We start from the raw sequence: 22,963 nt of genomic DNA on the forward strand, positions 1-22,963 counted from the left end.
CAGGCTACATTGCTGCCCATGTCTGAACCACCTTTGCCCCAAGCCTCGCCGCCTCCTGTCCTGCAGTCCGCAGAGCCTCCTGCGCCTGCGCCTGCGTCTGGGCATGGATGGCCGGTGCGGGCCGTGTTGCTGTGGCTGGAGGCGGATGGCTTGCGCATGAGTGCAGCCATGTCGTTTTATGGCATGTTGAGTTTGGCACCCTTGCTGGTGGTGGTGGTAGCCACTTTGGGCTGGTGGTTGGACAGGGCGTTGGTAGAGCACAACCTGCTGGCACAGATCCGTGCCTTCACGGGCGAGCGCACTGCCGAGGTGGTGCAACAGGCGCTGGCCAGCGCCCAAGCACCATCCGAGGGTTTGCTGGCCTCGGGGGTGGCCTTGCTGTTGCTGCTTTGGGGGGCTACCGGGGTGTTTGCCGAGTTGCAAGCGGCCTTTGGTCGGGTGTGGCAGACGGTGGCTACCACACCCTCGCGCTTGGGCTGGCGTGAAACGGCCACCTTGCGCCTGCGGGGGCTGGCCTATCTGCTGGTGATGGGCTTTTTGTTGCTGTTGTCCTTGGTGTTGTCGGCGGCATTGGCGGTGGCTACGGCATGGCTGGGGACGCATTTTCCGTACCGTCTGTTGCTGCTGGCCTTGAGCGAGGGGGTGTCGTTTTTGTTTGCCACAGCCTTGTTTTTGGGGCTGATGCGTCTGAGCGCCAGCCCCAAGCCCCGCCTGCGTTTTCTGACCTGGGGGGCGTTGTTGGGTGCAGGGTTGTTCACCGTGGGGCGCCACGGCTTGTCTAGCTATCTGTCTGGGGCGGCTGTGGTATCGGCCTATGGTGCTGCCGGTTCGCTGGTGGCTCTGCTGGTGTGGATTTACTTTTCTTCGGCAGTGCTGCTGTTGGCGGCTGCCTGCGCCAGGGCGCTGGAAGAGCAAGCCTTGGCCGCTCAGCCTGGCAGCAGGTAGCCTTGCTCGCGAAAGAGCCGCACGCACACATCCACCACCGCAGGCTCGTACAACACGCCCCGGTGCGCTTCAATCTCCTGCAAGGCCGCCTCTGGCCCCAGACTGGCGCGGTACGGGCGGTGCGACATCATGGCCTCGACCACATCGGCCACTGCCAGCACTTTGGCCTCGGGCAAGATGTCGGGGCCGTGCAGGCCTTGTGGGTAGCCCGAGCCGTCTAGCCGTTCGTGGTGTTGGTACACCGTTTGTGCAATCGGCCACGGAAAGACGATGGATTGCAAAATGTCGTAACCGGTTTTGGAGTGCTCTTGCACCAGCCGGAACTCCAATTCCTTGAGCCTGCCGGGTTTGCACAGGATTTCAGTAGGAACCCGGATCTTGCCAAAGTCGTGCACCACACTGGCTAAATACAGCCCCTCAATTTGCTCTTGCGGCCATTCCAAACCCCGTGCAATGGCGCCAGCTAAATCAGCCACCCGGCGCTGGTGGCCGGCCGTGTAAGGGTCGCGCAGTTCCACCGTAGCCCCGAGGGTGGTAATGAAGTCCACCAGCGTTTTGCGCTGATATTCTTGGCTCTCTTGCAGTTTGCGGGTGCGCTCCTGCACCGCTTCTTCCAAGTGGTTGCGCAGCCGGTCTACTTCCAGATGCACCCGCACCCGCGCCAGCAGCTCTTCGCGCTGGAAGGGTTTGGTCACAAAGTCCACTGCACCCAGTTCAAAGCCGTGTAGCTTTTCGTCGGTGTCGGTCAGGGCACTGACAAAAATCACCGGCACCTGTGTCGTACTGGGGTGGGCCTTGAGGCAGCGGCAGACCTCAAAGCCATCCATCTCGGGCATGCGAATGTCTAGCAGTACCAGTTCGGGTGGGCTGAGGGTGGCAGAGCGCAGCGCCAACTCGCCGTTGATGGCCGAGCGCACATCGTAGCCCTCGTTGCGCAGCAGATCGGACAGCAGCTTCAAGGAGGCCGGGGTGTCATCGACGGCCAGAATTTTTCCTTTATGGGACATGAGAGCGGGCTTCTAGGGTGTTGAGGATGGCCGGGTAATCAAAGTTGCCCACCAGACGGCGCAGCACCTTGCCCAGCGTTGCATCCTGTGCAGTCACGGCTTGCAGTGCAGCATCGATGCGTTCATTCTCCAAGCTCTCGAGTGCCTGCTGCAACTGTTGGCACACCGCATCGGGCACGTTGGCAAACATTTCGGCACTCAGGGCCATAGCGGGGCTGTCATCTGCCTCTGGCAAGCCCTCGTAGATATAGCGCACCCCCAAGTGTTTGGCCATGCAGTCAAAAATCTCGCTGGAGCGGTATGGCTTGCGCACAAAGTCGTCCATGCCCACTGCCAGCAGTTCGGCCTTTTGCTCTTGCAAGGCCGATGCGGTGACGGCGACGATCTTCACCTCTTTGCCTCCCGGCAATTGGCGAATGCGCCGTGTGGCCTCTACGCCATCCATCACTGGCATGCGGTGATCCATCCAAATGAAGTCGGGGTGCCACTCCTGAAACATCTGCACGCCCTTGGCACCGTTTTCGGAAATGCGCCATTCAAAGCCCATAGATCCCAGCAGTTGCGACAACAGCACTTGGTTGTCGCGTTGGTCTTCTACGATCAGAATGCGCCAGTGCTGCTGGCCGGGTGCCAGCCCCAGCACATCACCATGCTGTATGGCATCGGGATGGCGCATGTCGGCCTCAGCGGCGGGTTGCAAAGGCAGCTCTATGCGAAATACCGAGCCTATGCCGGGTGTGCTGTGCAGGGTGATTTGGCCTTGCATCAGTTGCACAAACTGGCGCGTGATGGTCAGGCCCAGCCCCGTGCCCTTGTTGATGCCCTGCTCGCCAATTTGGGTGAAGGGCTGGAAGATGCGCTCTTGGTCTTCGGGGGCAATACCGGGGCCGGAGTCTTCTACCTCGATCACCAGGTGCGATTGCTGGTTTTGTCTGGTGCCCAAGCGTATCGATACCCCCCCTTGGTCGGTGAACTTGACGGCGTTGCCCAGCAGGTTGATGAGCACTTGGCGCAGGCGTGCCTCATCGCCAACAATGTAGCGCGGAAACTCCGAGTCTTGATCAATCAGGAGTTGCAACCCCTTCTCTTGCGCCCGTATTTGCATCATGTCGGTGACATCGCGCACCAGCGCGCCCAAATCAAAGGGCAACTGCTGCAACTGCACCCGTCCCGCCTCAATTTTGGCCATGTCCAGCACATCGTTGATGAGTGTGAGCAGGTGCTCGCCGCTGCGGTTGATGATGTCGAGGTTTTGGCGTTGGCGCTCGGGCAGCAGCGGGTCTTTGCGCATCATGTTGGAAAAACCCAGCACGGCATTGAGCGGTGTGCGCAGTTCGTGGCTCATGTTGGCCAGAAAGGCGCTCTTGGCTTGGTTGGCGGCTTCGGCGGCATTGCGCGCCAGCACCAAATCGGCGGTGCGCTGCTGCACTTCGGCTTCTAGGCGATCTTTGTAGCGGCGCATTTCTTCGTCTAGGCGCTGGCGCTCTGTCACGTCGCGGGCAGCGGCCAGCACCCCCAACACCTCGCCCGAGGCGCTGCGAAAAATTCCTGCGTTGTAGAGCACGTTGGTGATGTGGCCGTCTACATGCCGTATGGACAAGGCCCGGTCTGTCACTTGCTCACTGGCCAGTGCCTGCACAAACAGTTCATGGGCCTGCTCTGGGGCCGTGCAGTGGTCGGCAAAGTCGGTGCCAATCAGTGCCTGACGGCTGCGGCCCGTGACGGTTTCGGTGGCCCGGTTGAGGTCGCTGATCTTGCCATCGCGCCCCACCACGAGCAGCGGGTCGAGGTGGGCTTCGATCAGGCTGCGGCTGTAGCGTGATGCGGTGCGCAAGGCCTGTTGGTTCTGTTCTAGGGCGTCTAGCATGCGGTTAAAGCTGGCGGCCAGCAGGGCCACCTCGTCGGTAGTGCCGGCCATGTCGGCTCGCACGCTGGTGTCGCCAGCCCGCACACTGTCGGCCACCCGCACCAGTGCGGCAATGCGCCGGGACAAGCGGTTGGCAATCAAGACGGAAGCCAACAAGGCCAAGGCGGTAGCCAGCCCAATAAAGGTGGCGCTGCGCATTCCCACGGTGTGCAAATCGGCCTGAATGCTCTTGCGCCCCAGTGCCACCCGTGCCCAACCGACATGGCGCTCGCCCAAAGGAATCGGTACGGCCACATCGATGGTTTCTGGATCGTCCACCAAAATCTGGTGCAGTCCGGTGGGGGGGCGCAGCAGCACCTCGCTGGTGGCATCATGGACAAACAGCCCGATCTTGGTGGGGTCGGTATGGGCCAGCACCCGTCCAGTGGGCGAGAGCACCATGGCATAGTGCAGGTGTGGATAGTTGGCAAACGAGACAATCACCTCTTCCAGCCCCACCAGGTCATTGGCCAGCACCCAAGAGCGTGAGCTGACCGCCAGCGAGTGCGCCAACCCACGGGCGGCATTGTGGTTTTCTTCGTACAGGTTCTGGCTTTGTGTTCGCACCAGATAGGCCACCAGCGCGCTAAACAGGCACAGAAAGCCCAGCACAAACACCAGCACAATTTGCCGCTTGAAGGCACCACCGGCCAGCAGCCGCCATCCGGTGGTACTCATGATTGCTCCTTGGGCAAGGGGCGTACCTTTTGGACAAAGAGGCGCAAAAACTCTTCAATCACTTGGTAACGCTGGTTGTCGGCCCGTTCAAAGTGCGACAGTTCTAGGCGTTTGAGCAGGGCTTCGCCTTCGGGGGTGGTGTGCAAGGTTTCCAGCAGCACCGTGACTTTTTCTGCCAGCTCGGGGGGGATGTCGTCGCGCACCACCACCCCGTTGTTGATCAGCGGTTCTGTCTCCCATTTGACTTCCAGTGCCGCGGCTTTGTCGGGCTGCTCTTTCTGAAACTCACGCCAAGGCAAGGGCCAAGTCGCCCCGGCGGCGGTTTGCCCGTAATAGACGTTGAGGATGGAGGACTCTTGCGAACCGACATAGAGGTTGTCCAATTCGCGTTGCACGTCCAGGCCGTGGGTTTGCAGATAGTACTGCGGCATCATGGTGGCCGCCAAAGCGGTGGGGGCTGGATAGGCGATCTTCTTGCCCCGCAGGTCTGTCACTTGGTGGATGCCGCTGTCGCGGCGCACCAGAATCAGCCCGGTAAACAATTGGTCGTCCCCCATTTTGGCAATGACTCGGTAGCCATGCTGCAAGGCGTTGAGGGTTTGGTAGGGGTTGGGCAGGGCAAAGTCGAGCTGGCGGTTGTAGAGCTTTTTCTCAAACTCTTCGTAATTGCGCGATGCCTCCAGCCGCAGTGGTGTATCGGGCAAATGCAGGTTGAGGTGGTCAATCAGAGGCCCATACACCGCAAACAGCCGTGCGGGGTTGTGCAGTGGGTGGATGGCAAACACATACTGCCGCACGGTATGGGGTGCCTGGGTGCTGTATTGGGGGCTGGTGTGTGCTGTGTCGGGCTTGGGCCCGCAGGCGACCAGTGCCATGCACCAAGCTGCTGCCCACCCTTTTGTCACCATGCTGGCCTCCCGTTCTAAGTGCCTACCGTCTGATGGCCCATGATAAGCCTGTCTACTGCACGCATGGGCCCGCATCTGATACGCCCCAGATAGCCGCATCTGCTGCTGTTATCTATGGGCCTGCCATTCCATAGTTGAAGCCTTGATGCCGCAGGGGCCGTATGTGCCCACCGGCCATTGTTGCAAGGCCTATATGTCAGACCCTTCTCCGCTGCCACCGCGCGCGCCTGTGCCGCGCAAAGTCATTCCCATCACACCAGAGCCTGCATCGGCTTCGTTTTACGAGGCGCAGATCAAAATTCAGCCCCGGGCCATTCGGGGCGTGTTGGCCCGTTGGCGCTGGGCGCTGGTGTGGCTGACGCAATTGTTCTTTTATGTGGTGCCGTGGTTGCAGTGGAATGGGCGGCAGATGCTGCTGTTTGATTTGGAGCAGCGGCACTTTTACCTGTTTGGCTGGCTGTTGTACCCGCAGGACTTTATTTACCTGACGGCACTGCTGATTGTTTCGGCGCTGTCCTTGTTTTTATTCACGGCAGTGGCTGGGCGCCTATGGTGTGGCTTTGCCTGCCCGCAGACCGTTTATACCGAAATGTTTCTGTGGATTGAGCACCATGTAGAGGGCGACCGCAGCGCACGCTTGCGCTTGGACGCCTCGTCTTGGACAGCAGAGAAGCTCTGGAAAAAATCGCTCAAACACCTGCTATGGCTGCTGCTGGCATTGTGGACAGGCTTTACCTTTGTGGGCTACTTTGTGCCCATTCGTACGCTGGCGCTAGAGGTGCTGGCGCTGCAAGGCTTTTGGCAGCTGTTCTGGGTGCTGTTTTATGCGCTGGCTACCTATGGCAATGCAGGATTTTTGCGCGAACAAATCTGCAAATACATGTGCCCCTATGCACGCTTTCAAAGCGTGATGTTTGACCCCGACACCCTGATTGTGACTTACGACAGCGCCCGTGGCGAAACCCGTGGGCCACGCAGCAAAGCCGTGCAGGCCAAAGCGCAGGGGTTGGGCGATTGCATCGACTGCACCCTGTGCGTGCAAGTGTGCCCGGTGGGTATCGATATTCGCAAGGGCTTGCAGTACGAGTGCATTGGTTGCGGCTTGTGTGTGGACGCGTGCAACTCGGTGATGGACAAAATGCAGTATCCGCGCGGCCTGATCCGCTACACCACGGCCAATGCCTTGGCCCAAGGTTGGGGCGCGCCCCAGATGTGGCGGCGGGTGTTGCGCCCGCGTGTGTTGCTCTACAGCATGGCACTGGTGGCACTGACGGTGGCGATGGTGGTCAGTTTGGCCGTGCGCACCCCCTTGAGAGTGGATGTGATCCGCGACCGGGGCGTGTTGGCACGGCAGGTGGGGCAAGGGCTGGTAGAAAACGTGTACCGTTTGCAGATGGCCAATGCCACCGAACAGCACCAACGCTACCGTGTCACGGCCAGTGGCATTGCAGGTTTGCAAGTGGCCTCTGAGGCCGAGGTGGATGTGCCCGCCGCCAGCGCCCGCTGGGTGGTGCTGCGCCTGCGCGCGCCCCATGATGCCTTGCCGACTGGCCCACATGCGGTGGCCTTGGACTTTGTGGCGCAGGGGCAGCCGGGGCTGGCGCTGCGTGAAGGCACCACTTTCTTGTTTCCGCGTTAGGGCCATGCCGGCCCTGCGCTGGCAGCCAGTTGGCCCAGCGCGGCCAAGGCTTGCTCGGTGCGGGCGTTCCAGGCGTGGCCGTAGTTCAGGCGCAAGCAATGGCTAAATGCGTGCGAAGCCGAAAAAATCGGCCCCGGTGCCATGCTGATGTGCTGGGCCAGCGCCTGTTGGTGCAAGCGCAGCGCATTGCAGCCCTCGGGCAGCTCGACCCACAAAAAGTAGCCCCCTTCGGGCCGAGTGGCTTTGGTGCCTGCGGGAAAGTAATGTCCCACGGCCTCGGCAAACAGGGCTTGCTGTGCCGCCAGCGTCTGGCGCAGTTTGCGCAAATGCTTGTCAAAACCGCCCTGCTCCAGATACAGCGCCAGCGCCATTTGTACCGGCACCGAGGCACTGAGCGTGGTGGTCAGCTTTTGTCGTGCCACAGCGCGGGCAAAGCGCCCCGGTGCTGCCCAGCCAATGCGGTAGCCCGGTGCCAAGCATTTGGAGAACGAAGAGCAATGCAGCACCAGCCCTGCGGTATCAAATGCCTTGGCCGGCAGCGGACGCTGGTCGCCAAAGTACAGCTCGGCATACACATCGTCTTCAATCAGCGGCAATTGGTAGCGGGTGATGAGTTCTACCAAGGCCCGTTTTTTGGCCGTAGGCACCAAACTGCCCAGCGGGTTCTGAAAATTGGTCATCAGCCAACAAGCTTGGGGGCGGTGGCGCACGATGGCCGCCTCCAGCGCACCCAAGTCTATGCCCTCGCGCGGGTGGGTGGGCACCTCTATGGCTTGCAGCCCTTGGCGCTCCAATGCTTGCAGGGCCGCGTAAAAGGTGGGGGACTCCACCACCACGGCATCCCCAGGGCGGGTGACGGCAGATAGGCACAGGTTGAGCGCCTCAAGTGCGCCATTGGTAATCACAATATCGTCGGCGGGCACGGCCACACCAGCGGCCAAATAGCGCAGTGCAATCTGGCGGCGCAGGCCCGCATGGCCGGGGGTCAGGTCGTCCACGGTGCTCCAAGGGTCGAGGGTGCGCGCACCAGCCGCAAGGCACTGGCCCAGCCGTTGCAGCGGGTACAGCAGTGGGCTGGGAAAGGCCGAACCCAGCGGTACCACTTGCCGGGCCATGCTCGATTGCAGCACCTCAAACACCCGCTCGCTCACATCCACGGCAATGGCGGCATCACTGGGCTGTGAGGGCAGTTCTGGCTCCGGGGGGGCGCGGCGCAGGCTGGGGTTAACAAAGTAGCCCGATCGCTCGCGCGCTTGCACCAAGCCACGCGCTTCTAGCAGGTAGTACGCCTGAAACACCGTGGAGGCACTGACGCCCCGGCTGGCGCAGGTATGCCGCACGGAGGGCAGCCGGTCGCCAGGGCGCAGCAAACCGCTATGGATAGAGCTGGCAATATCAGCTGCGAGGGCTTCGTAGCGTTTCATTGGAGCCGTGGCCTGGTTGGGGGTGCGGCGCTGCACGATGCCTGTGCTTTGTGGCCTCAGACCAAGCGCCCTTTACCGGGCCATCAGCCCAAATTGGGGGCCAACAGGCGGCGCAGCACCTCAATGTCCATGCCCCGGCGCTGGGCCATGTCTTGCAACTGGTCTTCGCCAATTTTGCCCATGCTGAAATACACGCTGTCTGGGTGGCCGATATAGAAGCCGCTCACACTGGCGGCGGGGTTCATGGCCAGGCTTTCGGTCAGGCCCATATCGATGTCGCCGCATTGCAGCAGGGCGAACATATCGGTTTTGGCACTATGGTCGGGGCAGGCCGGGTAGCCGGGGGCGGGGCGAATGCCCCGGTATTGCTCGGCAATCAAGGCTTCATTGCTCAGTTGCTCGCCTTGGGCGTAGCCCCACAGGTCTTGGCGCACACGCTGGTGCAGGCATTCGGCCAAGGCTTCGGCCAGCCGGTCTGCCAAGCTCTTGAGCAGGATGGCCGAATAGTCATCGTGGGCGGCCAAAAATTCTTGCTCTTTTTTCTCGACTCCTAGCCCGGCTGTGACGGCAAACAAGCCTGCATAGTCGGCAATGCCACTGTCTTTGGGGGCCACAAAATCGGCCAAGCAGCGGCTGGGGCGCGTCACGCCATCCACAGTATGTTTTTCGGCTTGCTGGCGCAGGCCGTACCACGTCAGGGCCACTTGGCGGCGCGTGTCGTCGGTGTAGAACTCGATGTCGTCACCGACGCGGTTGGCGGGGTACAAGCCCAGCACGGCGTTGGCTTGTAGCCAGCGGCCTTCAACGATTTTTTTCAACATGGCTTGCGCATCGGCAAACACTTTGCGCGCCTGCTCGCCCACCACCTCATCTTGCAAAATGGCCGGGTACGGGCCAGCCAAGTCCCAGGTTTGGAAGAACGGTGTCCAGTCAATAAACGGCAGCAGCTCGGCCACATCAAAGTTTTTAAACACCCGGCGGCCCAAGGCACGCGGCACGGTGGGCTGGTAGTGGCTCCAATCGACTGGAGTCGCGTTGGCCCGGGCTTTCGCCAACGGCCAGAGTGGGGTTTGCTTTTTGTTGGCGTGCTGCTGGCGCACCTTGTCGTAGTCGGTGTGCAGCTCTTGCACAAATTGCGTCACGCCATCACCCAACAGGTTTTGCGCTACGCCCACGCTGCGCGAGGCATCGGGCACATACACCACTGGGCCTTCGTAGTGCGGGGCAATTTTGACGGCGGTATGCACGCGGCTGGTGGTCGCGCCACCAATCAGCAGCGGGATTTTTTTCACGCGGAAATGCTCGTCTTTTTGCATCTCGGCGGCCACGTACTGCATTTCTTCCAGGCTGGGCGTAATCAAACCTGACAGGCCAATGATGTCGGCCCCTTCGGCTTTGGCCCGCGCCAAAATCTCGTGGCAGGGCACCATCACGCCCATGTTCACCACTTCAAAGTTGTTGCACTGCAAAACCACGGTGACGATGTTTTTGCCAATATCGTGGACATCGCCTTTCACAGTCGCCATGATGATTTTGCCTTTGGTGCGCACATCGCGCCCGGCCAGCTCGTCTTGGCGTTTTTCTTCTTCAATATAGGGAATCAGGTGCGCTACGGCTTGCTTCATGACCCGCGCCGATTTGACCACCTGTGGCAAGAACATTTTTCCTTGGCCGAACAGGTCGCCCACCACGCTCATGCCATCCATCAGTGGGCCTTCAATCACATGCAGTGGGCGGCCCCCTTGGGCCAGAACTTCGCGGTAGGCCTCTTCGGTGTCTTGGGTGATGAAGTCGGTAATGCCATGCACCAGGGCGTGGCTCAGGCGCTCGCCCACGGTTTTAGGGGCTTCGGGCGTGCCGCGCCACTCTAGCTTTTTGCTGTCGTCACGGGCAGCGCCCTTGGCGTTTTCGGCAATCTCGACCAAACGCTCGCCCGCATCGGGGCGGCGGTTGAGCACCACGTCTTCTACGCGCTGGCGCAGCTCAGGGTCGAGGTCGTCATAGACCCCAATCATGCCCGCATTGACGATGCCCATGTCCATGCCCGCTTGGATGGCGTGGTACAAAAACACAGTATGGATGGCCTCGCGCACCGGGTCATTGCCCCGGAAGCTAAAACTGACGTTGCTGACGCCGCCAGAGACCTTGGCACCGGGCAGGTGCTGCTTGATCCAGCGTGTGGCCTCGATAAAGTCCACGGCGTAGTTGTTGTGCTCTTCGATGCCGGTAGCGACGGCAAAGATGTTCGGGTCAAAAATGATGTCTTCGGGCGGAAAGCCCACCTCATCCACCAAGATGCGGTAGGCACGCTCACAGATTTCAATCTTGCGGGCAAAGGTGTCGGCTTGGCCTTGTTCGTCAAAGGCCATCACCACCGCAGCGGCACCATAGCGGCGCACCAGCTTGGCTTGCTGTTTGAACGGTTCTACGCCCTCTTTCATGCTGATGGAGTTGACAATGCCTTTGCCTTGCAGGCAGCGCAGACCGGCCTCAATCACCTCCCATTTGGAGCTATCGACCATCACCGGCAGGCGGGCAATGTCGGGCTCGGAGGCCATCAGATTCAAAAAGCGCACCATCGCAGCTTTGCTGTCGAGCATGGCCTCGTCCATGTTCACATCGATGATTTGTGCGCCGTTTTCTACCTGCTGGCGGGCCACGGCCAAGGCTTGTTCAAACTGGCCGTTCAAAATCAGGCGGGCAAAGGCTTTGGAGCCCGTGACGTTGGTGCGCTCACCAACGTTGACAAACAAGGTGCCTTGGCCGATAGAGACAGGCTCCAGGCCAGACAGTTTCATGGGGGGGATGGTCAATTCGGACATACGTCGCACCTGTGCAATGGAACCCGGAACAGGCGAGCGTGGTTGCCGGAGAGGGTGTGGGCAGTAAGTAGCAGCGTGCCCAAGCCTGACGGCGCCGAGTGGCTGGCCGTTGCAACGCTCCTTGGGCGCGGGCGATTTTAGCGGGGTGGCTTTTGCTTTGCGCTGGTGGCATGGCCCCACGCAGAAATTCTTGGTGATTCAACAGACCACTCAGGGTGCAGTGGTGCCATTGCTGGGGGGACTACTGATGGTGCAGCGGCCACGCACCTGGAATTTGCCCAAGGATTTGCTGCCATAGTGGTTGCCACTGCTGTCCTCTACCTCGACAGACCCAGCCACTAGATGACCAGAGACCAAATCACGGGCAATCCAGCCCCGTGTTTCTTGGAGCAGGTCGCCGTTGCGCACATTGCACACCGATTGAAGCCGGGTAAGCACAGCGGTGCGCCCTTGGAGACGCACCAACCCTACGCTTTCAGACCGCAGCGAAAACCGGCCAGTCACCTGCTCTGGATCTTGCTCGGTTTTCTTGTCTGGGTTAGACAATTTGCAGGAGGTCTCGGCCTTGAATTGGCTCTCGCCTGCATGGTGGTACACATGCAGCCAAGCATTGCGCTCGGTCAGAACATCTACTTGGCCTAGGCTCAAAAACTTGATCATCTCCAGCAGATTTTCTCGCTCTTTGCTGCTCAAGAGGCGCACCTCATCGCTGCGCCAAACGATGTTTTCTGTGCCTATATCGTCACCAGACTCGAACTGGATGGCACGAACATCCAGAAAATGCCCATCGCTCGAAAATCGTACACCATAGATGCGGTCGAAACGAACCCGATCCTCTTTGAGCTGGTATTGGACAACCAAGCCCACACCGTCTTTGTCTTGGTGGCGGATGGTGTAGATGGGCATACCGTGGTACTCATGCAGCGCCCCCTGCAAGACCAGATGCCCCCGCCCTGCCCATGGAGCAGAACGCATCCACAAGTTGCCGCTCAATTTGCAATCGCTTTGGTAACCCGGCTGGTGTACCAGTGCCTGCGAGGCGGGCAGGGGCAACACCACCCGTGGCTCTGCGTCTTGCGCTATGGCTTGGCAGACCCAGCACAACAAGGGGAGAAGTTTGCGTTGCATGAAAGAGCACCCCCGCACACCCAGAATGGGTTCAGTGTCGCTCTCAATGTAGTGCAGTGGGTACGGCTTGGCAAGCCGTCAGGCTTGCGGCATGGGCCCAGCACAGGCCGATGCTGGTAGCCCAAAAATGCGGTCAAACACCCAGTTGAAGCAGAAGGTGTAAACCAAGAAGAACACCACCATCCAGAAGTCCATCACCAAGGCCTGCCAGAGGCTGACGTTGAACCACCAGGCAAACACGGGTATCAAAATCAGTGCCAGCCCACCCTCAAAACCAATGGCATGGGCCATGCGTCGGCGCAGGCTGCGCCCGCGCACTGTTTGGCGAGCCTCCCAGCGTTCAAACAGGGTGTTGAACAGCAGGTTCCAGAGCACGGCAATGGCCGAGGCCAGCACCGCTACCACGCCCGAATGGCCGGCCCCCTGATCTGACAGCCACATCAGCCCGATGGTGGCCGCCACAATGGCAATCAGTTCATACAACGTGACATAAACGACGCGGCGGCGCAGGCCGTACAGGCCGGGAATCAGGGCGGGGGGATGCATGGTGGCAATGTACCAAGGCTGGCGTATCCGTGCAGGAGCAAGGCCTGTGGCCTGCCGTGGCCTTAGCAGGGTGGCAGCCGTGGGTGTTGCAGAAAAAAGCGCAGCATTTCTTGCGAGGCGTTGACCCCCAGCGGGTCGGTATAGCTGCCTTCGGGGCTGCCACCAGCCCACGCATGACCCGCACCATGCAGTTGCCAGTGCTCCACCAGCACCCGGTCGGGCATCTGGTCGTGGTGGCCTTCCCAATACACGGTACGGGTGTAAGACTGCCCGCCTGCCGATTGTCCGGTGCAGGCGCACCGTTGCAGTGGTACGCCCCGGCGCATGGCATCGGCCAACACGGCATCCACCAGGTATTCGCCATTGCGCACATGCACGGTATCGTCCGAGTCGCCATGAAAGACGATCACGGGCAAGTGCGGCCCTTCGTCTAGGAGGGCTGGATCGGTTTGCGGGCCGTGGCTCATGGCCCGCAAGGCATCTTCTATGTTGCGGGCAGCTCTGGCCTGCAAACCGGAGTGCACGCCCACGGCAGCAAAGAGGTCTGGGTATTCGCTGCCCAACAGCGCCGCCATGGCACCACCCGCCGACAGCCCCGCCACATAGATGCGCCGCCTGTCCACGGGCTGCTGGTGGGCGGCTACATCGTCCACCAGAGCCACCAACAGCGCCAATTCACCCGTACCTCGGCGCTGGTGTTGGGGGTCAAACCAGTTCCAGCAGCCTTGGGGGTTGGCCCAAGGCGACTGGGCGGGGTAGAGCACCAACACGCCCGCTTGGGCTGCGGCGGCATTCATGGCGGTGCCCAAGGCAAAATCTTCGGGGCTTTGGTGGCAGCCGTGCAGCATCAGTACCAGCGGCAGTGGGTGGTGGGCAGCGGCGGCGGGGGGCACGAACAGCCAGTAGTCGTGTGCCACACCCTGCCAGCGCAAAGCAACGCGCCCAAACTGCCCCGGTGCCAGAGGGGCTGGTGGTTTGGTCAGCAGGCTGTCTGCCACCAAATTGCTGCGCACCAGCTTGGCAGATTCAGACAACAGCAGCGAGAAGGGGTCCATCCAGTTCATGGACATTCGGGGCAAGCCCCGCCGTAAATTCTCAGAAACACAGGACCAGCAAAGGGTGGGCACGGACATGCCCTGTCCCCATGCAGGAGACGATGGGCGCAGAAAGGTTCAGGCTTTTTTGAGGAACTCGGATTTGAGCAACAGACTGCCAAGGTCGGTTTTGCAATCGACGTTGTGCCCATCGGCCCCATCCACCAAGCGGATACCTTTGATCTTGGTGCCCTTTTTGAGGGTGGCACCTGCCCCTTTGACCTTCAAATCTTTGATCAGAATAACGGCATCGCCATCGGCCAATGGGTTGCCGTTGGCATCGCGCACCACGCCATCGTTGCTGGCTTCATCGGCATCGGTGGGGATGGGGTTGGCAGGCCACTCAAAACCGCAGTCGGGGCAGACACAGTGGTCGCCATCGGGATAGGTGTTGTCTAAGCCGCATTGGGGGCAGGGGGGCAAGGTGTGGGGCATGTATACGCACGGGTGTAGTGATCAGAGGCCCGCCAGTGTGGCACAAGCGGGCCTGCCACTCAGCGGCGGTGGTGAGGCCTAAGCAGTGCCAGCAGGGGCCAAGAAAACACAGCAGCCACTGTGCCCAAGCCCAGAGCCACAGCCAACAAGTTGGCCCAGTCTACCCAGTAATCCAGATTGGACAGGGACGATTGTGTGAGCGTAGGCACTGTCAGAAACAGCAGCAGCGCCACCACCGCACCTACGCCCACTGCCCGTGGCCCCTGTTGCCAGCCGATATGCTGACGGGCCCACACCAGCAGCACCAGCCAAACCGCCAGGGCCAGCGCCACCACTGGCCAGATGCTCAGTGCCAGCTCGTACACGATGTTGATCACCAGCCAGATTTCGTACATGGTGTGTCTCCTGTGGTGTGGGTTTTAGACGCGGCCCTTGAGCACCGACAGATAGGCGGGCTTGAGCATCCGCACCTTCATCAGCCAGGCAAAGTAGCTCTCTTGCAGGGGCTCGATCATGGGCAGGGAGGGCACCAGCCGCCCCTCGTAGTCAAACTCAATCAACATGGCCGAGCCTTCGCGCACGATCATGGGGCAGGAGGTGTAACCATCAAACTTCTGGCTGGGGGTGTTGCCTGCTATCACTTCCACCAGATGTTGGGCCACGATGGGGGCGCTTTTTTTCACGGTGGCCGCCGTCTTGCCGCGTGGGGTGCCGTTGATATCGCCCAAGCCAAACACATTGGGGTAGCGCCGGTGCTGCAAGGTGTCTTTGTTCACTTCGAGCCAGCCGCCTGCGGCCATCGGGCCTTCTTTCCAGGCCAAGTCGGAGTTTTTGACGGAATCGGGCGCACGCATGGGGGGCACTACATGGATAAAGTCGTAGGGCACTTGCACCAGCGTGCTGTCGGGGCGTGCAAAGGTGGCGCGGCGGGCGCCGATATCCAGTGCCTTGAGGGTGTGTGTAGTTTGTACCTGCACCCCCAAGGCTTGCCAGCGTTGGAGCACGTTGTCATTGACGGGCTTGACACCAAAAATGTTGCCCAAGGCCGAGTAGAACGTGACTTGTGATTGGGGCAGCGTGCCTGCTTGTGCCAATCGGTCGCGCACCATGAAGGTCATTTTCAGTGGGGCACCGGCACACTTGAGTGGCGTAGCAGGCAAAGTCATGACCGCCTGCCCACCCTTGTGCCGAAAGGCATCCATGGCCGCCCAAGTGGCTGCAGCTGCCTCGGGGCTGGGGTAAACGCTGGCCAGGCCATTCTGACCAATGGCGCGCACATCCATGCCTTCAATCTGTTGCCAGTCTTGGTGTGTGCCTACGGCCACCACCAGATAGTCGTAGCGTATGCGTTGCCCACTGCTGGTGACCACTGTTTGGGCTGTGGGGTCAAACTGGGCCACCATTTCTTGGATCCAACGCACGTCGGTGGGCATGAAGTCGGCATTGCTGTCTATCACCTTGCTGACCGGCCACACGCCACTGCCAACCAAGGTGTAGCCGGGCTGGTAGTTGTGGGCTTTTTTGGCATCAATGATGGTGATTTGGGCACCGTCGAGCAAGTTCAGCAGCCTGTGGGCCAATGCCAAGCCTCCCAGACCACTGCCCGCAATCACGATATGTGCCTTGGTGCTTTGCCGTGCGTGTGTGTTGGCAGGCTGGCCCAACCCAAAGGCCAAGGCAGCACTGGCACTGGTGGAGCCCACCAGCCAACGGCGCCGCGAGGGCATGGCGTCCAAACAGGGGGCAGGGGTGCGTTGCATGCTTTTGTCTCCTCATCAGGTGGCCAAAGAACCAACCATGACTTGCGCCAAGCCACCCATTTTTTATCTGCGCAGGCCGTTTTGGCTATCTTGCCGATGCCTTTTAGACACCCACGCGCACGGCAGTAGCCAATCCTAATGCCAGTATCAGCGCCCACCCAGAAAATAGCCAGCGCCATAGCCACCAGCTCGGTATAAACCCGACGCCACGCACCAGTCCGGCGCTCATGGCCCAGAACAAGGCGACCGCCAGGCCGTGGTCGGCCCGCCCCTGGGCATTGGCAAACAGCAATGGATAGATACTGCCAGCCACCATAATGAAAAGGGCGATGGTCAGACAGGGCCAGTGCATCTGGGGGGTGGGTGTCGGCGTGATCATGGTGCGTTGGCACCACGTTGGCTCACGGGAGGGAGACGGCCTTCTTCATGCTCGCCCCACAGCGCATTCAAAATCGCCAGTAGCACGGCAAAGCCGACCCCCAGCATCCAGGCAAAGTACCACATGGTTGGTTCTCCTTGGTTGGTGTGGCTTTAATACGCTGCGTGGTCGTTGTCACGGATATAGGCTTCTGTGACCTTGCCACGCATGACCCGGTAAGCCCAGCCGGTATAGAGCACGATGAGGGGCATGAAAATGACGGTGGCCCCGAGCATCAAGCCCAACGTCAGGTGGCTGGAGACACTGTCCCACACCGTTAATGAGGCATTGGGCATGGTGGACGATGGCATGACAAACGGGAACATCGCTGCCCCCGCTGTGCCGATGACTCCCACCACCGCCAGCGACGAAGCCACAAACGCACACAGTGTGCGCCCGACTGCCACCAAAGCTGCCGCCGCCAAAGCACCAGCCACCCCCAACAGTGGCAGCAACCACAAGGCAGGCACGCGCTGGTAATTGAGCCACCACGCATCGGCACTGCGCACCACAGTTTTGGTCAGGGGATCAGGCAGGGCTGCCGGGTTGACTACCGAGGTGATCTGAAACCCCTCCATGCCGCCCCATTGCAGCCACAGGCCCGCTGCTACAAAGCCTGCCACCATCACCACAGCGGCAGCCACCGTAGCGCGCACCGTGCGCGCTTGGATGGTGCCTTCTGTACGGTGGGCCAGATAGGTGCCGCCTTGCAAAGTTATCATGGCACTACTCACCACGCCTGCCAGCAGCCCAAACGGGTTGAGCAATTCCCAAAACGAGCCGGTGTAGTAAGACACCAAGTTGTCGTCAAAATGGAATGGCACGCCTTGCAGCAGGTTGCCAAAGGCCACGCCAAAAATTACAGGTGGCACAAAGCCCCCAATGAACAAGCCCCAGTCCCAAATGCTGCGCCAAGTCGGGTGGTGGATCTTGCTGCGGTAGTCAAAACCTACGGGCCGAAAGAACAAGGCCCACAACACTGCCAGCATGGCCCAGTAAAACCCACTGAAAGCGGTGGCATAGACCAGCGGCCAGGCTGCAAAAATAGCGCCGCCCCCAGTGATAAACCAAACTTGGTTGCCGTCCCAGTGCGGCCCCACGGTGTTAATGACGATGCGGCGCTCAATGTCGCTGTGGGCTACAAAAGGCAGTAAGGTGCCCACGCCCATGTCGTGGCCGTCCATGATGGCAAAGCCCACCAGCAGCACACCCACCAGCAGCCACCAAATGATTTTGAGGGTTTCGTAATCGAACATAGCAGCAACTCCTGGGCTTAGGCGGGGTGGTGGTGTGCGTCGTGGTCGTAGCGGCCCGTGCCCAGACTGCCCGGCCCTTGGCGGGCAAACTTGACCATCAAGTACATCTCCACCACCAACAGCACGGTATAGAAGCCAATGAACCCGGCCAGCGAGCCATACAGGCTCTCCACACTCAGGGTGGAGACACTCAGGTGCGTGGGCAACACACCGTAAATCGTCCAAGGTTGGCGGCCATACTCGGCTACAAACCAGCCCACCTCACAGGCAATCCAGGGTGCAGGCAACATCCACAAGGCCCACTTCAGCAGCCAAGGGTGCTGCGTCATGCCGTTGGTTTTCAGGGTGCTCCAAAACGCCAAGCCAAACAGCACCAGCATGGCAAAACCGAGGCCCACCATCAAGCGAAAGGCCCAGAACATGGGGGCCACACGCGGCACCGTGCTGTCCACGGCGCTTTGAATCATTGCGGGCGTGGTTTGGCGCACATCGGTGACATATTTTTTGAGCAGCAGGCCAAAACCCAGATCGGCTTTGTGGCGCTCAAACACTGCCAGTGCAATCGCATCTTGGCGGTTTTTGCGCAGGGCTTCTAACGCCACCACGGCCTCGATGCCGCTCAAGATACGCTCGCGGTTCTTGGCTTTGATCTCTTGGATGCCCGCAATCTCTTTGTCCAGCGAGCGGGTGCCAATGATGCCCATGACCCAAGGGATATGGATGCTCCAGTCATTGGCTTGTTTTTCTTCGTTGGGCCAAGCTATGACGTTAAAACCAGCGGGGGCGGGTTCAGTCTTCCACATGGCTTCTATGGCCGCCATTTTGGTCTGTTGGGCCTCGCCCACCACATAGCCCGACTCATCGCCCAGCACGATCACGCTCAGCACCGAGGCCAAACCAAATGCCGAGGCCACCCGAAAACTGCGCTTGGCAAACTCGGTATTGCGGCCCTTGAGCAGGTACCAACTCGACACCGACAGCACAAACATGGCCCCCGTCACATACCCGGCAGACACGGTATGGACAAACTTGGCTTGGGCATCGGGGTTGAAGACAATGGCCCAGAAATCCACCATCTCCATGCGCATGGTGTGGTAGCTAAACTCGGCCCCCACGGGGTTTTGCATCCAGCCATTGGCAATCAAAATCCACAGTGCCGACAAATTGGTGCCCACGGCCATCAGCAACGTGACCAACAGGTGCTGCTGTTTAGAGAGCCGATCCCAGCCAAAAAAGAACAGACCGATCATGGTCGATTCGAGGAAGAAGGCCATCAACCCCTCAATCGCCAGTGGCGCACCAAAGATGTCGCCCACATAGTGCGAGTAGTAGGCCCAGTTGGTACCAAACTGAAACTCCAGCGTGATGCCAGTGGTCACGCCCAACGCAAAGTTGATGCCAAACAGTTTGCCCCAAAAGCGGGTCATGTCTTTCCAGACGATCTGGCCTGTCATCACGTAGACGCTTTCCATGATGACCAGCAGCCAGACCATGCCCAGAGTGAGCGGCACAAAAAGAAAGTGGTACATCGCCGTGGCCGCAAATTGCAGCCGCGACAAGTCCACCAGTTGTTCGGAAACCATCAGATTGACTCCTTGGAAGGGAAATGGCCTTGTGCTGGGGCGGCGTGCGGCGGCTGCAATATCTGGGCGGCCATGCCGCCGTCATCCACGGCCACCTTCTGCCCATCTATGAAGCACCACCACAACAGCGTGAGCACCATCAACTTGAGCACCACTGCCCACACCAGTTGGCGCAGCAGGCGACGGTCTTGCAAAGACAAAGGTGAAACAGACATGGATTGCATAAGGCAAAACCCATGCCATTCGGATCAGTAGAAAAAGTCTTTTAATTTCAATGGGTTAGATTTATGTGTGGCTGGAGAATCTGCGGTCTAGACTGCCATTGGCAGAGAAATGGCAGTCTTTTGGCAGTCAATGGGTAAACTGCTGGCACCATGCCTAAGCCACCTTCTTCTGTGCCAGCCGAGCTGGTTTCTCTGCTGGAGGGGTTGCCCGAGCCCCATATCCTTATGGACGAGCAGTACCTGATCTTGGCTGCCAATGCGGCCTACCGGCGCCAATTTGGGCCGCAGGATGAAGTGGTCAATCGCCCGTGTTATGCGGTGTCCCACCATTTCACATTGCCTTGCGATCAGGCTGGCGAGACCTGTCCGCGCGCTCAGGCGCTGTTGTCGGGGCAGGTTCAGCGTGTGCTGCATTTGCACCATACCCCGCAGGGCGAGGAATATGTGCAGATTGAATTGACGCCCGTGCGTGGTTCGGCCAGCGGGCCGGTGTTTTTCATCGAGAAAATGGCCCACCAGCCGCTGGCCCAACCTCGGCCCAGTGCCGAGGGGCTGGTGGGCCGTTCGCCAGCTTTTCGGCACATGCTGGGGTTGGTGGCCCGTGTGGCCCCATCGCAGGCCAGCGTGTTGCTATTGGGCGAATCGGGCACGGGCAAAGAATTGGTAGCCCATGCTCTGCACCGTGCCAGCCAACGTGCCCACCGCCCGCTGGTGCCCGTCGATTGCTCCAGCCTGCCCGAGGCACTGTTCGAGTCCGAACTGTTTGGCCATGAAAAAGGGGCGTTTACTGGCGCGACCCAAGCCCGCCCCGGTCTGGTAGAGAGTGCTCACGGCGGTACGCTGTTTTTGGACGAGGTGGGCGATATCCCGCTGGCGCAACAGGTCAAACTGCTGCGGCTGTTAGAAACCGGCACCTACCGCCGGGTGGGTAGCACAGAACTGCGCCATGCGGATATTCGGGTGGTGTCGGCCACCCACCGGCCATTGGCCCAGATGGTGACGGAGGGGCGCTTTCGTGAAGATTTGTATTACCGGCTAGGCATCTTTCCGATCCACCTGCCGCCGCTGCGCGAGCGCCGCGAAGACATCGCCCCGCTGGCCCAAGCCTTGCTGGAGCGGGTAGCACCGGGCCGCCAGCTTCAACTGGCCGCTGGGGCGTTGGTGCTGGTGCAAGCGCAGCCCTTTCCGGGCAATGTGCGCGAACTGCGTAACCTGCTCGAACGTGCTGCCTTGCTGTGTGATGGTCATACCATTGGACAAGAGCAAATGCGCGCCGCCTTGGCCTGCGGCTTGGCACCGGCGGCAGGGCAGGTAGCCCCTCATGGCATGGAGAAGATACCCCCAGACGACGCCACACTGGCCCATCTGCTGGCTGATTACCCAGGCCGCCGTGCCGATTTAGCCCGCAGCCTAGGGATGAGCGAACGCTCACTCTATCGCCGCTTGCAGCAGCTCAAGAGGCGAGCCACAGACGGCGGTAGACCTCCCTGTGGCTCGATAGAATCCTTACCATGCAGCCCCTTGTAACGTCACTCCAGTGCAGCCATAGGTCGTGTGTGGGTGTGGATGGTGGGCCATGATGCATCTGAGAGGGTGGCGTCAGCGGCTAGTGTGGTGGTTGCTGTGGGGCATGGTCTTTGCTGCGATAGCGCCTGCCATTTCCAAAGGGCTGGCAGCCAACGCCAGCACCGTGGTGGAGGTGTGCAATAGCCAAGGTATCCAGCGCATTACGGTCAATCTTGGCAGTACCAATTCCCCTGAAACACACGTTGCCACCGATGTGCATTGTGGCTACTGCCTGCTGCAACACCACTGTCCCACTCTGCCCTCACAGCCGCCGCAGTGGGGCTTGCTCACCGTGGCGCGCCATGTGCTCAGGCTAGATCCAGATCGCACCACGGCCTTAGGGCACTTCGCCCGCAGCGCCCACCGAGTGCGGGCACCACCTGCTTTTTCCTGAACGGTTGATTGCGCCAGACGCCATCGCACGCACTGCGGTGGCGCCTTCCCCTGTGCTCGTCTGCCACCTCGGCAGGTGGCACTGCACACGCCTTTTTGGAGAAGCTGATGATCTTCCCCCTTAGAAGAACGCTAGGGCTACACCCCATTGGGTGGTTGGCCGGTTCATTGTCTGGAGTGACATGATGTTCTGCCTCCACACCATAGCCCCACCACCGCTGCCTACGGCTCCCGAATACCCGGCGCTGGTGGGGCATTCGCCCGCGTTTCAACATTTGTGCCACCTGATCCACCGTGTGGCCCCATCGCAGGCCAGCGTGTTGCTGTTGGGTGAATCGGGCACGGGCAAAGAATTGGTAGCCCATGCTCTGCACCATGCCAGCCAACGTGCCCACCGCCCGCTGGTGCCCGTCGATTGCTCCAGCCTGCCCGAGGCACTGTTTGAGTCCGAACTGTTTGGCCATGAAAAAGGGGCGTTTACTGGCGCGACCCAAGCCCGCCCCGGATTGGTCGAAAGTGCCCACGGCGGCACCCTGTTTTTGGACGAGGTGGGCGATATCCCGCTGGCGCAACAGGTCAAACTGCTGCGGCTGTTAGAAACCGGCACCTACCGCCGGGTGGGTAGCACAGAACTGCGCCATGCGGATATTCGGGTGGTGTCGGCCACCCACCGGCCATTGGCCCAGATGGTGACGGAGGGGCGCTTTCGTGAAGATTTGTATTACCGGCTAGGCATCTTTCCGATCCACCTGCCGCCGCTGCGCGAGCGCCGCGAAGACATCGCCCCGCTGGCCCAAGCCTTGCTGGAGCGGGTAGCACCGGGCCGCCAGCTTCAACTGGCCGCTGGGGCGTTGGTGCTGGTGCAAGCGCAGCCCTTTCCGGGCAATGTGCGCGAACTGCGTAACCTGCTCGAACGTGCTGCCTTGCTGTGTGATGGTCATACCATTGGACAAGAGCAAATGCGCGCCGCCTTGGCCTGCGGCTTGGCACCGGCGGCAGGGCTGATAGCCCCTCATGGCATGGAGAAGATACCTCCAGACGATGCCACACTGGCCCATCTGCTGGCTGATTACCCAGGCCGCCGTGCCGATTTAGCCCGCAGCCTAGGGATGAGTGAACGCTCACTCTATCGCCGCCTGCGGCAGCTCAAAGGGGGAGGATAAAGAGGGGCTACCAATTCTTTTAGGAAAGAGGCAGGCGGTTCTGTGCTGCTCTATGTACCACCCGACGC

The 22,963-nt window shown here is 60.3% G+C and carries 20 protein-coding genes, 1 pseudogene and 1 riboswitch; of the genes and pseudogenes, 5 read left to right on the forward strand and 16 right to left on the reverse strand.

Features of this window, described 5'->3' with window-relative positions:
- Positions 1–18: 18 nt before the first annotated feature.
- Positions 19–945 (forward strand): YihY/virulence factor BrkB family protein, encoded by a 927-nt coding sequence (locus tag ACYVB2_RS08395; protein WP_382431999.1) that lies wholly within the window; start codon positions 19–21, stop codon positions 943–945.
- Here ACYVB2_RS08395 and ACYVB2_RS08400 read toward each other — a convergent pair.
- The 3 genes from ACYVB2_RS08400 to ACYVB2_RS08410 are packed head-to-tail and all read right to left on the reverse strand — an operon-like array spanning position 927 to position 5,411.
- Complete coding sequence (locus ACYVB2_RS08400) at positions 927–1,952, reverse strand: response regulator (protein WP_382431997.1); 1,026 nt, start codon at positions 1,950–1,952, stop codon at positions 927–929. The two genes, ACYVB2_RS08395 and ACYVB2_RS08400, sit on opposite strands and share 19 nt — an antisense overlap.
- Entirely contained in the window at positions 1,942–4,536 is a 2,595-nt protein-coding gene (locus ACYVB2_RS08405) for an ATP-binding protein (protein WP_382431995.1), read from the reverse strand. The genes ACYVB2_RS08400 and ACYVB2_RS08405 overlap by 11 nt, the downstream gene beginning before the upstream one ends.
- Positions 4,533–5,411 (reverse strand): phosphate/phosphite/phosphonate ABC transporter substrate-binding protein, encoded by an 879-nt coding sequence (locus ACYVB2_RS08410; protein ID WP_460536103.1) that lies wholly within the window; start codon positions 5,409–5,411, stop codon positions 4,533–4,535. The genes ACYVB2_RS08405 and ACYVB2_RS08410 overlap by 4 nt, the downstream gene beginning before the upstream one ends.
- 226 nt (positions 5,412–5,637) lie before the next feature.
- Here ACYVB2_RS08410 and ccoG point away from each other — a divergent pair, with 226 nt between their 5' ends.
- Positions 5,638–7,083 carry a cytochrome c oxidase accessory protein CcoG gene (gene ccoG, locus ACYVB2_RS08415; protein ID WP_382431991.1) on the forward strand — a complete coding sequence of 482 codons (1,446 nt, stop codon included), beginning with the start codon at positions 5,638–5,640 and terminating at the stop codon, positions 7,081–7,083.
- Here ccoG and ACYVB2_RS08420 read toward each other — a convergent pair.
- From ACYVB2_RS08420 to cydP, 13 genes are all read right to left on the reverse strand, one after another.
- The gene (locus tag ACYVB2_RS08420; protein WP_382431989.1) at positions 7,080–8,507 is read right to left on the reverse strand and encodes an aminotransferase-like domain-containing protein; all 1,428 of its coding nucleotides are present in this window, start codon (positions 8,505–8,507) and stop codon (positions 7,080–7,082) included. The two genes, ccoG and ACYVB2_RS08420, sit on opposite strands and share 4 nt — an antisense overlap.
- 83 nt (positions 8,508–8,590) lie before the next feature.
- Entirely contained in the window at positions 8,591–11,329 is a 2,739-nt protein-coding gene (gene metH, locus ACYVB2_RS08425; protein ID WP_382431987.1) for a methionine synthase, read from the reverse strand.
- 27 nt (positions 11,330–11,356) lie between these two features.
- Positions 11,357–11,458, reverse strand: a riboswitch (S-adenosyl-L-homocysteine riboswitch).
- A gap of 81 nt (positions 11,459–11,539) precedes the next feature.
- Positions 11,540–12,457: a hypothetical protein gene (locus tag ACYVB2_RS08430; protein ID WP_460536109.1), complete on the reverse strand. Its 918-nt coding sequence runs from the start codon at positions 12,455–12,457 to the stop codon at positions 11,540–11,542.
- A 78-nt stretch (positions 12,458–12,535) separates the two neighbouring features.
- Positions 12,536–13,003, reverse strand: coding sequence for a PACE efflux transporter (locus ACYVB2_RS08435; protein ID WP_382431983.1), 468 nt, complete (start codon positions 13,001–13,003; stop codon positions 12,536–12,538).
- A 62-nt stretch (positions 13,004–13,065) separates the two neighbouring features.
- Positions 13,066–14,067, reverse strand: coding sequence for an extracellular catalytic domain type 1 short-chain-length polyhydroxyalkanoate depolymerase (locus ACYVB2_RS08440; RefSeq protein WP_382431981.1), 1,002 nt, complete (start codon positions 14,065–14,067; stop codon positions 13,066–13,068).
- Positions 14,068–14,175: 108 nt separating this feature from the next.
- On the reverse strand, positions 14,176–14,532 hold the full coding sequence (locus tag ACYVB2_RS08445) for a zinc ribbon domain-containing protein YjdM (protein WP_382431979.1): 357 nt from the start codon (positions 14,530–14,532) through the stop codon (positions 14,176–14,178).
- 59 nt (positions 14,533–14,591) lie between these two features.
- Positions 14,592–14,927 carry a hypothetical protein gene (locus ACYVB2_RS08450; protein ID WP_382431977.1) on the reverse strand — a complete coding sequence of 112 codons (336 nt, stop codon included), beginning with the start codon at positions 14,925–14,927 and terminating at the stop codon, positions 14,592–14,594.
- 24 nt (positions 14,928–14,951) lie between these two features.
- Positions 14,952–16,292, reverse strand: coding sequence for an NAD(P)/FAD-dependent oxidoreductase (locus tag ACYVB2_RS08455; RefSeq protein ID WP_382431975.1), 1,341 nt, complete (start codon positions 16,290–16,292; stop codon positions 14,952–14,954).
- Positions 16,293–16,395: 103 nt separating this feature from the next.
- Positions 16,396–16,671 carry a cyd operon YbgE family protein gene (locus tag ACYVB2_RS08460; RefSeq protein ID WP_382431973.1) on the reverse strand — a complete coding sequence of 92 codons (276 nt, stop codon included), beginning with the start codon at positions 16,669–16,671 and terminating at the stop codon, positions 16,396–16,398.
- Entirely contained in the window at positions 16,668–16,796 is a 129-nt protein-coding gene (cydX, locus tag ACYVB2_RS08465; RefSeq protein ID WP_382431971.1) for a cytochrome bd-I oxidase subunit CydX, read from the reverse strand. The genes ACYVB2_RS08460 and cydX overlap by 4 nt, the downstream gene beginning before the upstream one ends.
- A gap of 27 nt (positions 16,797–16,823) precedes the next feature.
- Positions 16,824–17,966: a cytochrome d ubiquinol oxidase subunit II gene (gene cydB / locus ACYVB2_RS08470; protein ID WP_382431969.1), complete on the reverse strand. Its 1,143-nt coding sequence runs from the start codon at positions 17,964–17,966 to the stop codon at positions 16,824–16,826.
- Between the two features lie 17 nt (positions 17,967–17,983).
- Positions 17,984–19,549: a cytochrome ubiquinol oxidase subunit I gene (locus ACYVB2_RS08475; protein WP_382431968.1), complete on the reverse strand. Its 1,566-nt coding sequence runs from the start codon at positions 19,547–19,549 to the stop codon at positions 17,984–17,986.
- Positions 19,549–19,764 (reverse strand): cytochrome oxidase putative small subunit CydP, encoded by a 216-nt coding sequence (gene cydP, locus ACYVB2_RS08480; protein ID WP_382431966.1) that lies wholly within the window; start codon positions 19,762–19,764, stop codon positions 19,549–19,551. The genes ACYVB2_RS08475 and cydP overlap by 1 nt, the downstream gene beginning before the upstream one ends.
- Positions 19,765–19,923: 159 nt before the next feature.
- Here cydP and ACYVB2_RS08485 point away from each other — a divergent pair, with 159 nt between their 5' ends.
- From ACYVB2_RS08485 to ACYVB2_RS08495, 3 genes and pseudogenes are all read left to right on the forward strand, one after another.
- Complete coding sequence (locus ACYVB2_RS08485; protein WP_382431964.1) at positions 19,924–21,300, forward strand: sigma-54 interaction domain-containing protein; 1,377 nt, start codon at positions 19,924–19,926, stop codon at positions 21,298–21,300.
- A 49-nt stretch (positions 21,301–21,349) separates the two neighbouring features.
- Positions 21,350–21,733: a DUF2946 domain-containing protein gene (locus ACYVB2_RS08490; RefSeq protein ID WP_382431963.1), complete on the forward strand. Its 384-nt coding sequence runs from the start codon at positions 21,350–21,352 to the stop codon at positions 21,731–21,733.
- Positions 21,734–21,962: 229 nt separating this feature from the next.
- Positions 21,963–22,895: pseudogene (locus ACYVB2_RS08495) on the forward strand (sigma-54 interaction domain-containing protein); the annotation flags it as partial.
- Positions 22,896–22,963: the final 68 nt, after the last annotated feature.

It is taken from the genome of Giesbergeria giesbergeri (assembly GCF_054779375.1).

What these genes read in the sequence shown, in the direction of transcription:
- ACYVB2_RS08395 (WP_382431999.1), top strand. Translation starts at nt 19, where the DNA reads ATGTCTGAACCACCTTTGCCCCAAGCCTCGCCGCCTCCTGTCCTGCAG.
- ACYVB2_RS08400 (WP_382431997.1), bottom strand. Translation starts at nt 1,952, where the DNA reads ATGTCCCATAAAGGAAAAATTCTGGCCGTCGATGACACCCCGGCCTCC.
- ACYVB2_RS08405 (WP_382431995.1), bottom strand. Translation starts at nt 4,536, where the DNA reads ATGAGTACCACCGGATGGCGGCTGCTGGCCGGTGGTGCCTTCAAGCGG.
- ACYVB2_RS08410 (WP_460536103.1), bottom strand. Translation starts at nt 5,411, where the DNA reads ATGGCACTGGTCGCCTGCGGGCCCAAGCCCGACACAGCACACACCAGC.
- ccoG (WP_382431991.1), top strand. Translation starts at nt 5,638, where the DNA reads ATGTCAGACCCTTCTCCGCTGCCACCGCGCGCGCCTGTGCCGCGCAAA.
- ACYVB2_RS08420 (WP_382431989.1), bottom strand. Translation starts at nt 8,507, where the DNA reads ATGAAACGCTACGAAGCCCTCGCAGCTGATATTGCCAGCTCTATCCAT.
- metH (WP_382431987.1), bottom strand. Translation starts at nt 11,329, where the DNA reads ATGTCCGAATTGACCATCCCCCCCATGAAACTGTCTGGCCTGGAGCCT.
- ACYVB2_RS08430 (WP_460536109.1), bottom strand. Translation starts at nt 12,457, where the DNA reads ATGCAACGCAAACTTCTCCCCTTGTTGTGCTGGGTCTGCCAAGCCATA.
- ACYVB2_RS08435 (WP_382431983.1), bottom strand. Translation starts at nt 13,003, where the DNA reads ATGCATCCCCCCGCCCTGATTCCCGGCCTGTACGGCCTGCGCCGCCGC.
- ACYVB2_RS08440 (WP_382431981.1), bottom strand. Translation starts at nt 14,067, where the DNA reads ATGAACTGGATGGACCCCTTCTCGCTGCTGTTGTCTGAATCTGCCAAG.
- ACYVB2_RS08445 (WP_382431979.1), bottom strand. Translation starts at nt 14,532, where the DNA reads ATGCCCCACACCTTGCCCCCCTGCCCCCAATGCGGCTTAGACAACACC.
- ACYVB2_RS08450 (WP_382431977.1), bottom strand. Translation starts at nt 14,927, where the DNA reads ATGTACGAAATCTGGCTGGTGATCAACATCGTGTACGAGCTGGCACTG.
- ACYVB2_RS08455 (WP_382431975.1), bottom strand. Translation starts at nt 16,292, where the DNA reads ATGCAACGCACCCCTGCCCCCTGTTTGGACGCCATGCCCTCGCGGCGC.
- ACYVB2_RS08460 (WP_382431973.1), bottom strand. Translation starts at nt 16,671, where the DNA reads ATGATCACGCCGACACCCACCCCCCAGATGCACTGGCCCTGTCTGACC.
- cydX (WP_382431971.1), bottom strand. Translation starts at nt 16,796, where the DNA reads ATGTGGTACTTTGCCTGGATGCTGGGGGTCGGCTTTGCCGTGCTACTG.
- cydB (WP_382431969.1), bottom strand. Translation starts at nt 17,966, where the DNA reads ATGTTCGATTACGAAACCCTCAAAATCATTTGGTGGCTGCTGGTGGGT.
- ACYVB2_RS08475 (WP_382431968.1), bottom strand. Translation starts at nt 19,549, where the DNA reads ATGGTTTCCGAACAACTGGTGGACTTGTCGCGGCTGCAATTTGCGGCC.
- cydP (WP_382431966.1), bottom strand. Translation starts at nt 19,764, where the DNA reads ATGTCTGTTTCACCTTTGTCTTTGCAAGACCGTCGCCTGCTGCGCCAA.
- ACYVB2_RS08485 (WP_382431964.1), top strand. Translation starts at nt 19,924, where the DNA reads ATGCCTAAGCCACCTTCTTCTGTGCCAGCCGAGCTGGTTTCTCTGCTG.
- ACYVB2_RS08490 (WP_382431963.1), top strand. Translation starts at nt 21,350, where the DNA reads ATGATGCATCTGAGAGGGTGGCGTCAGCGGCTAGTGTGGTGGTTGCTG.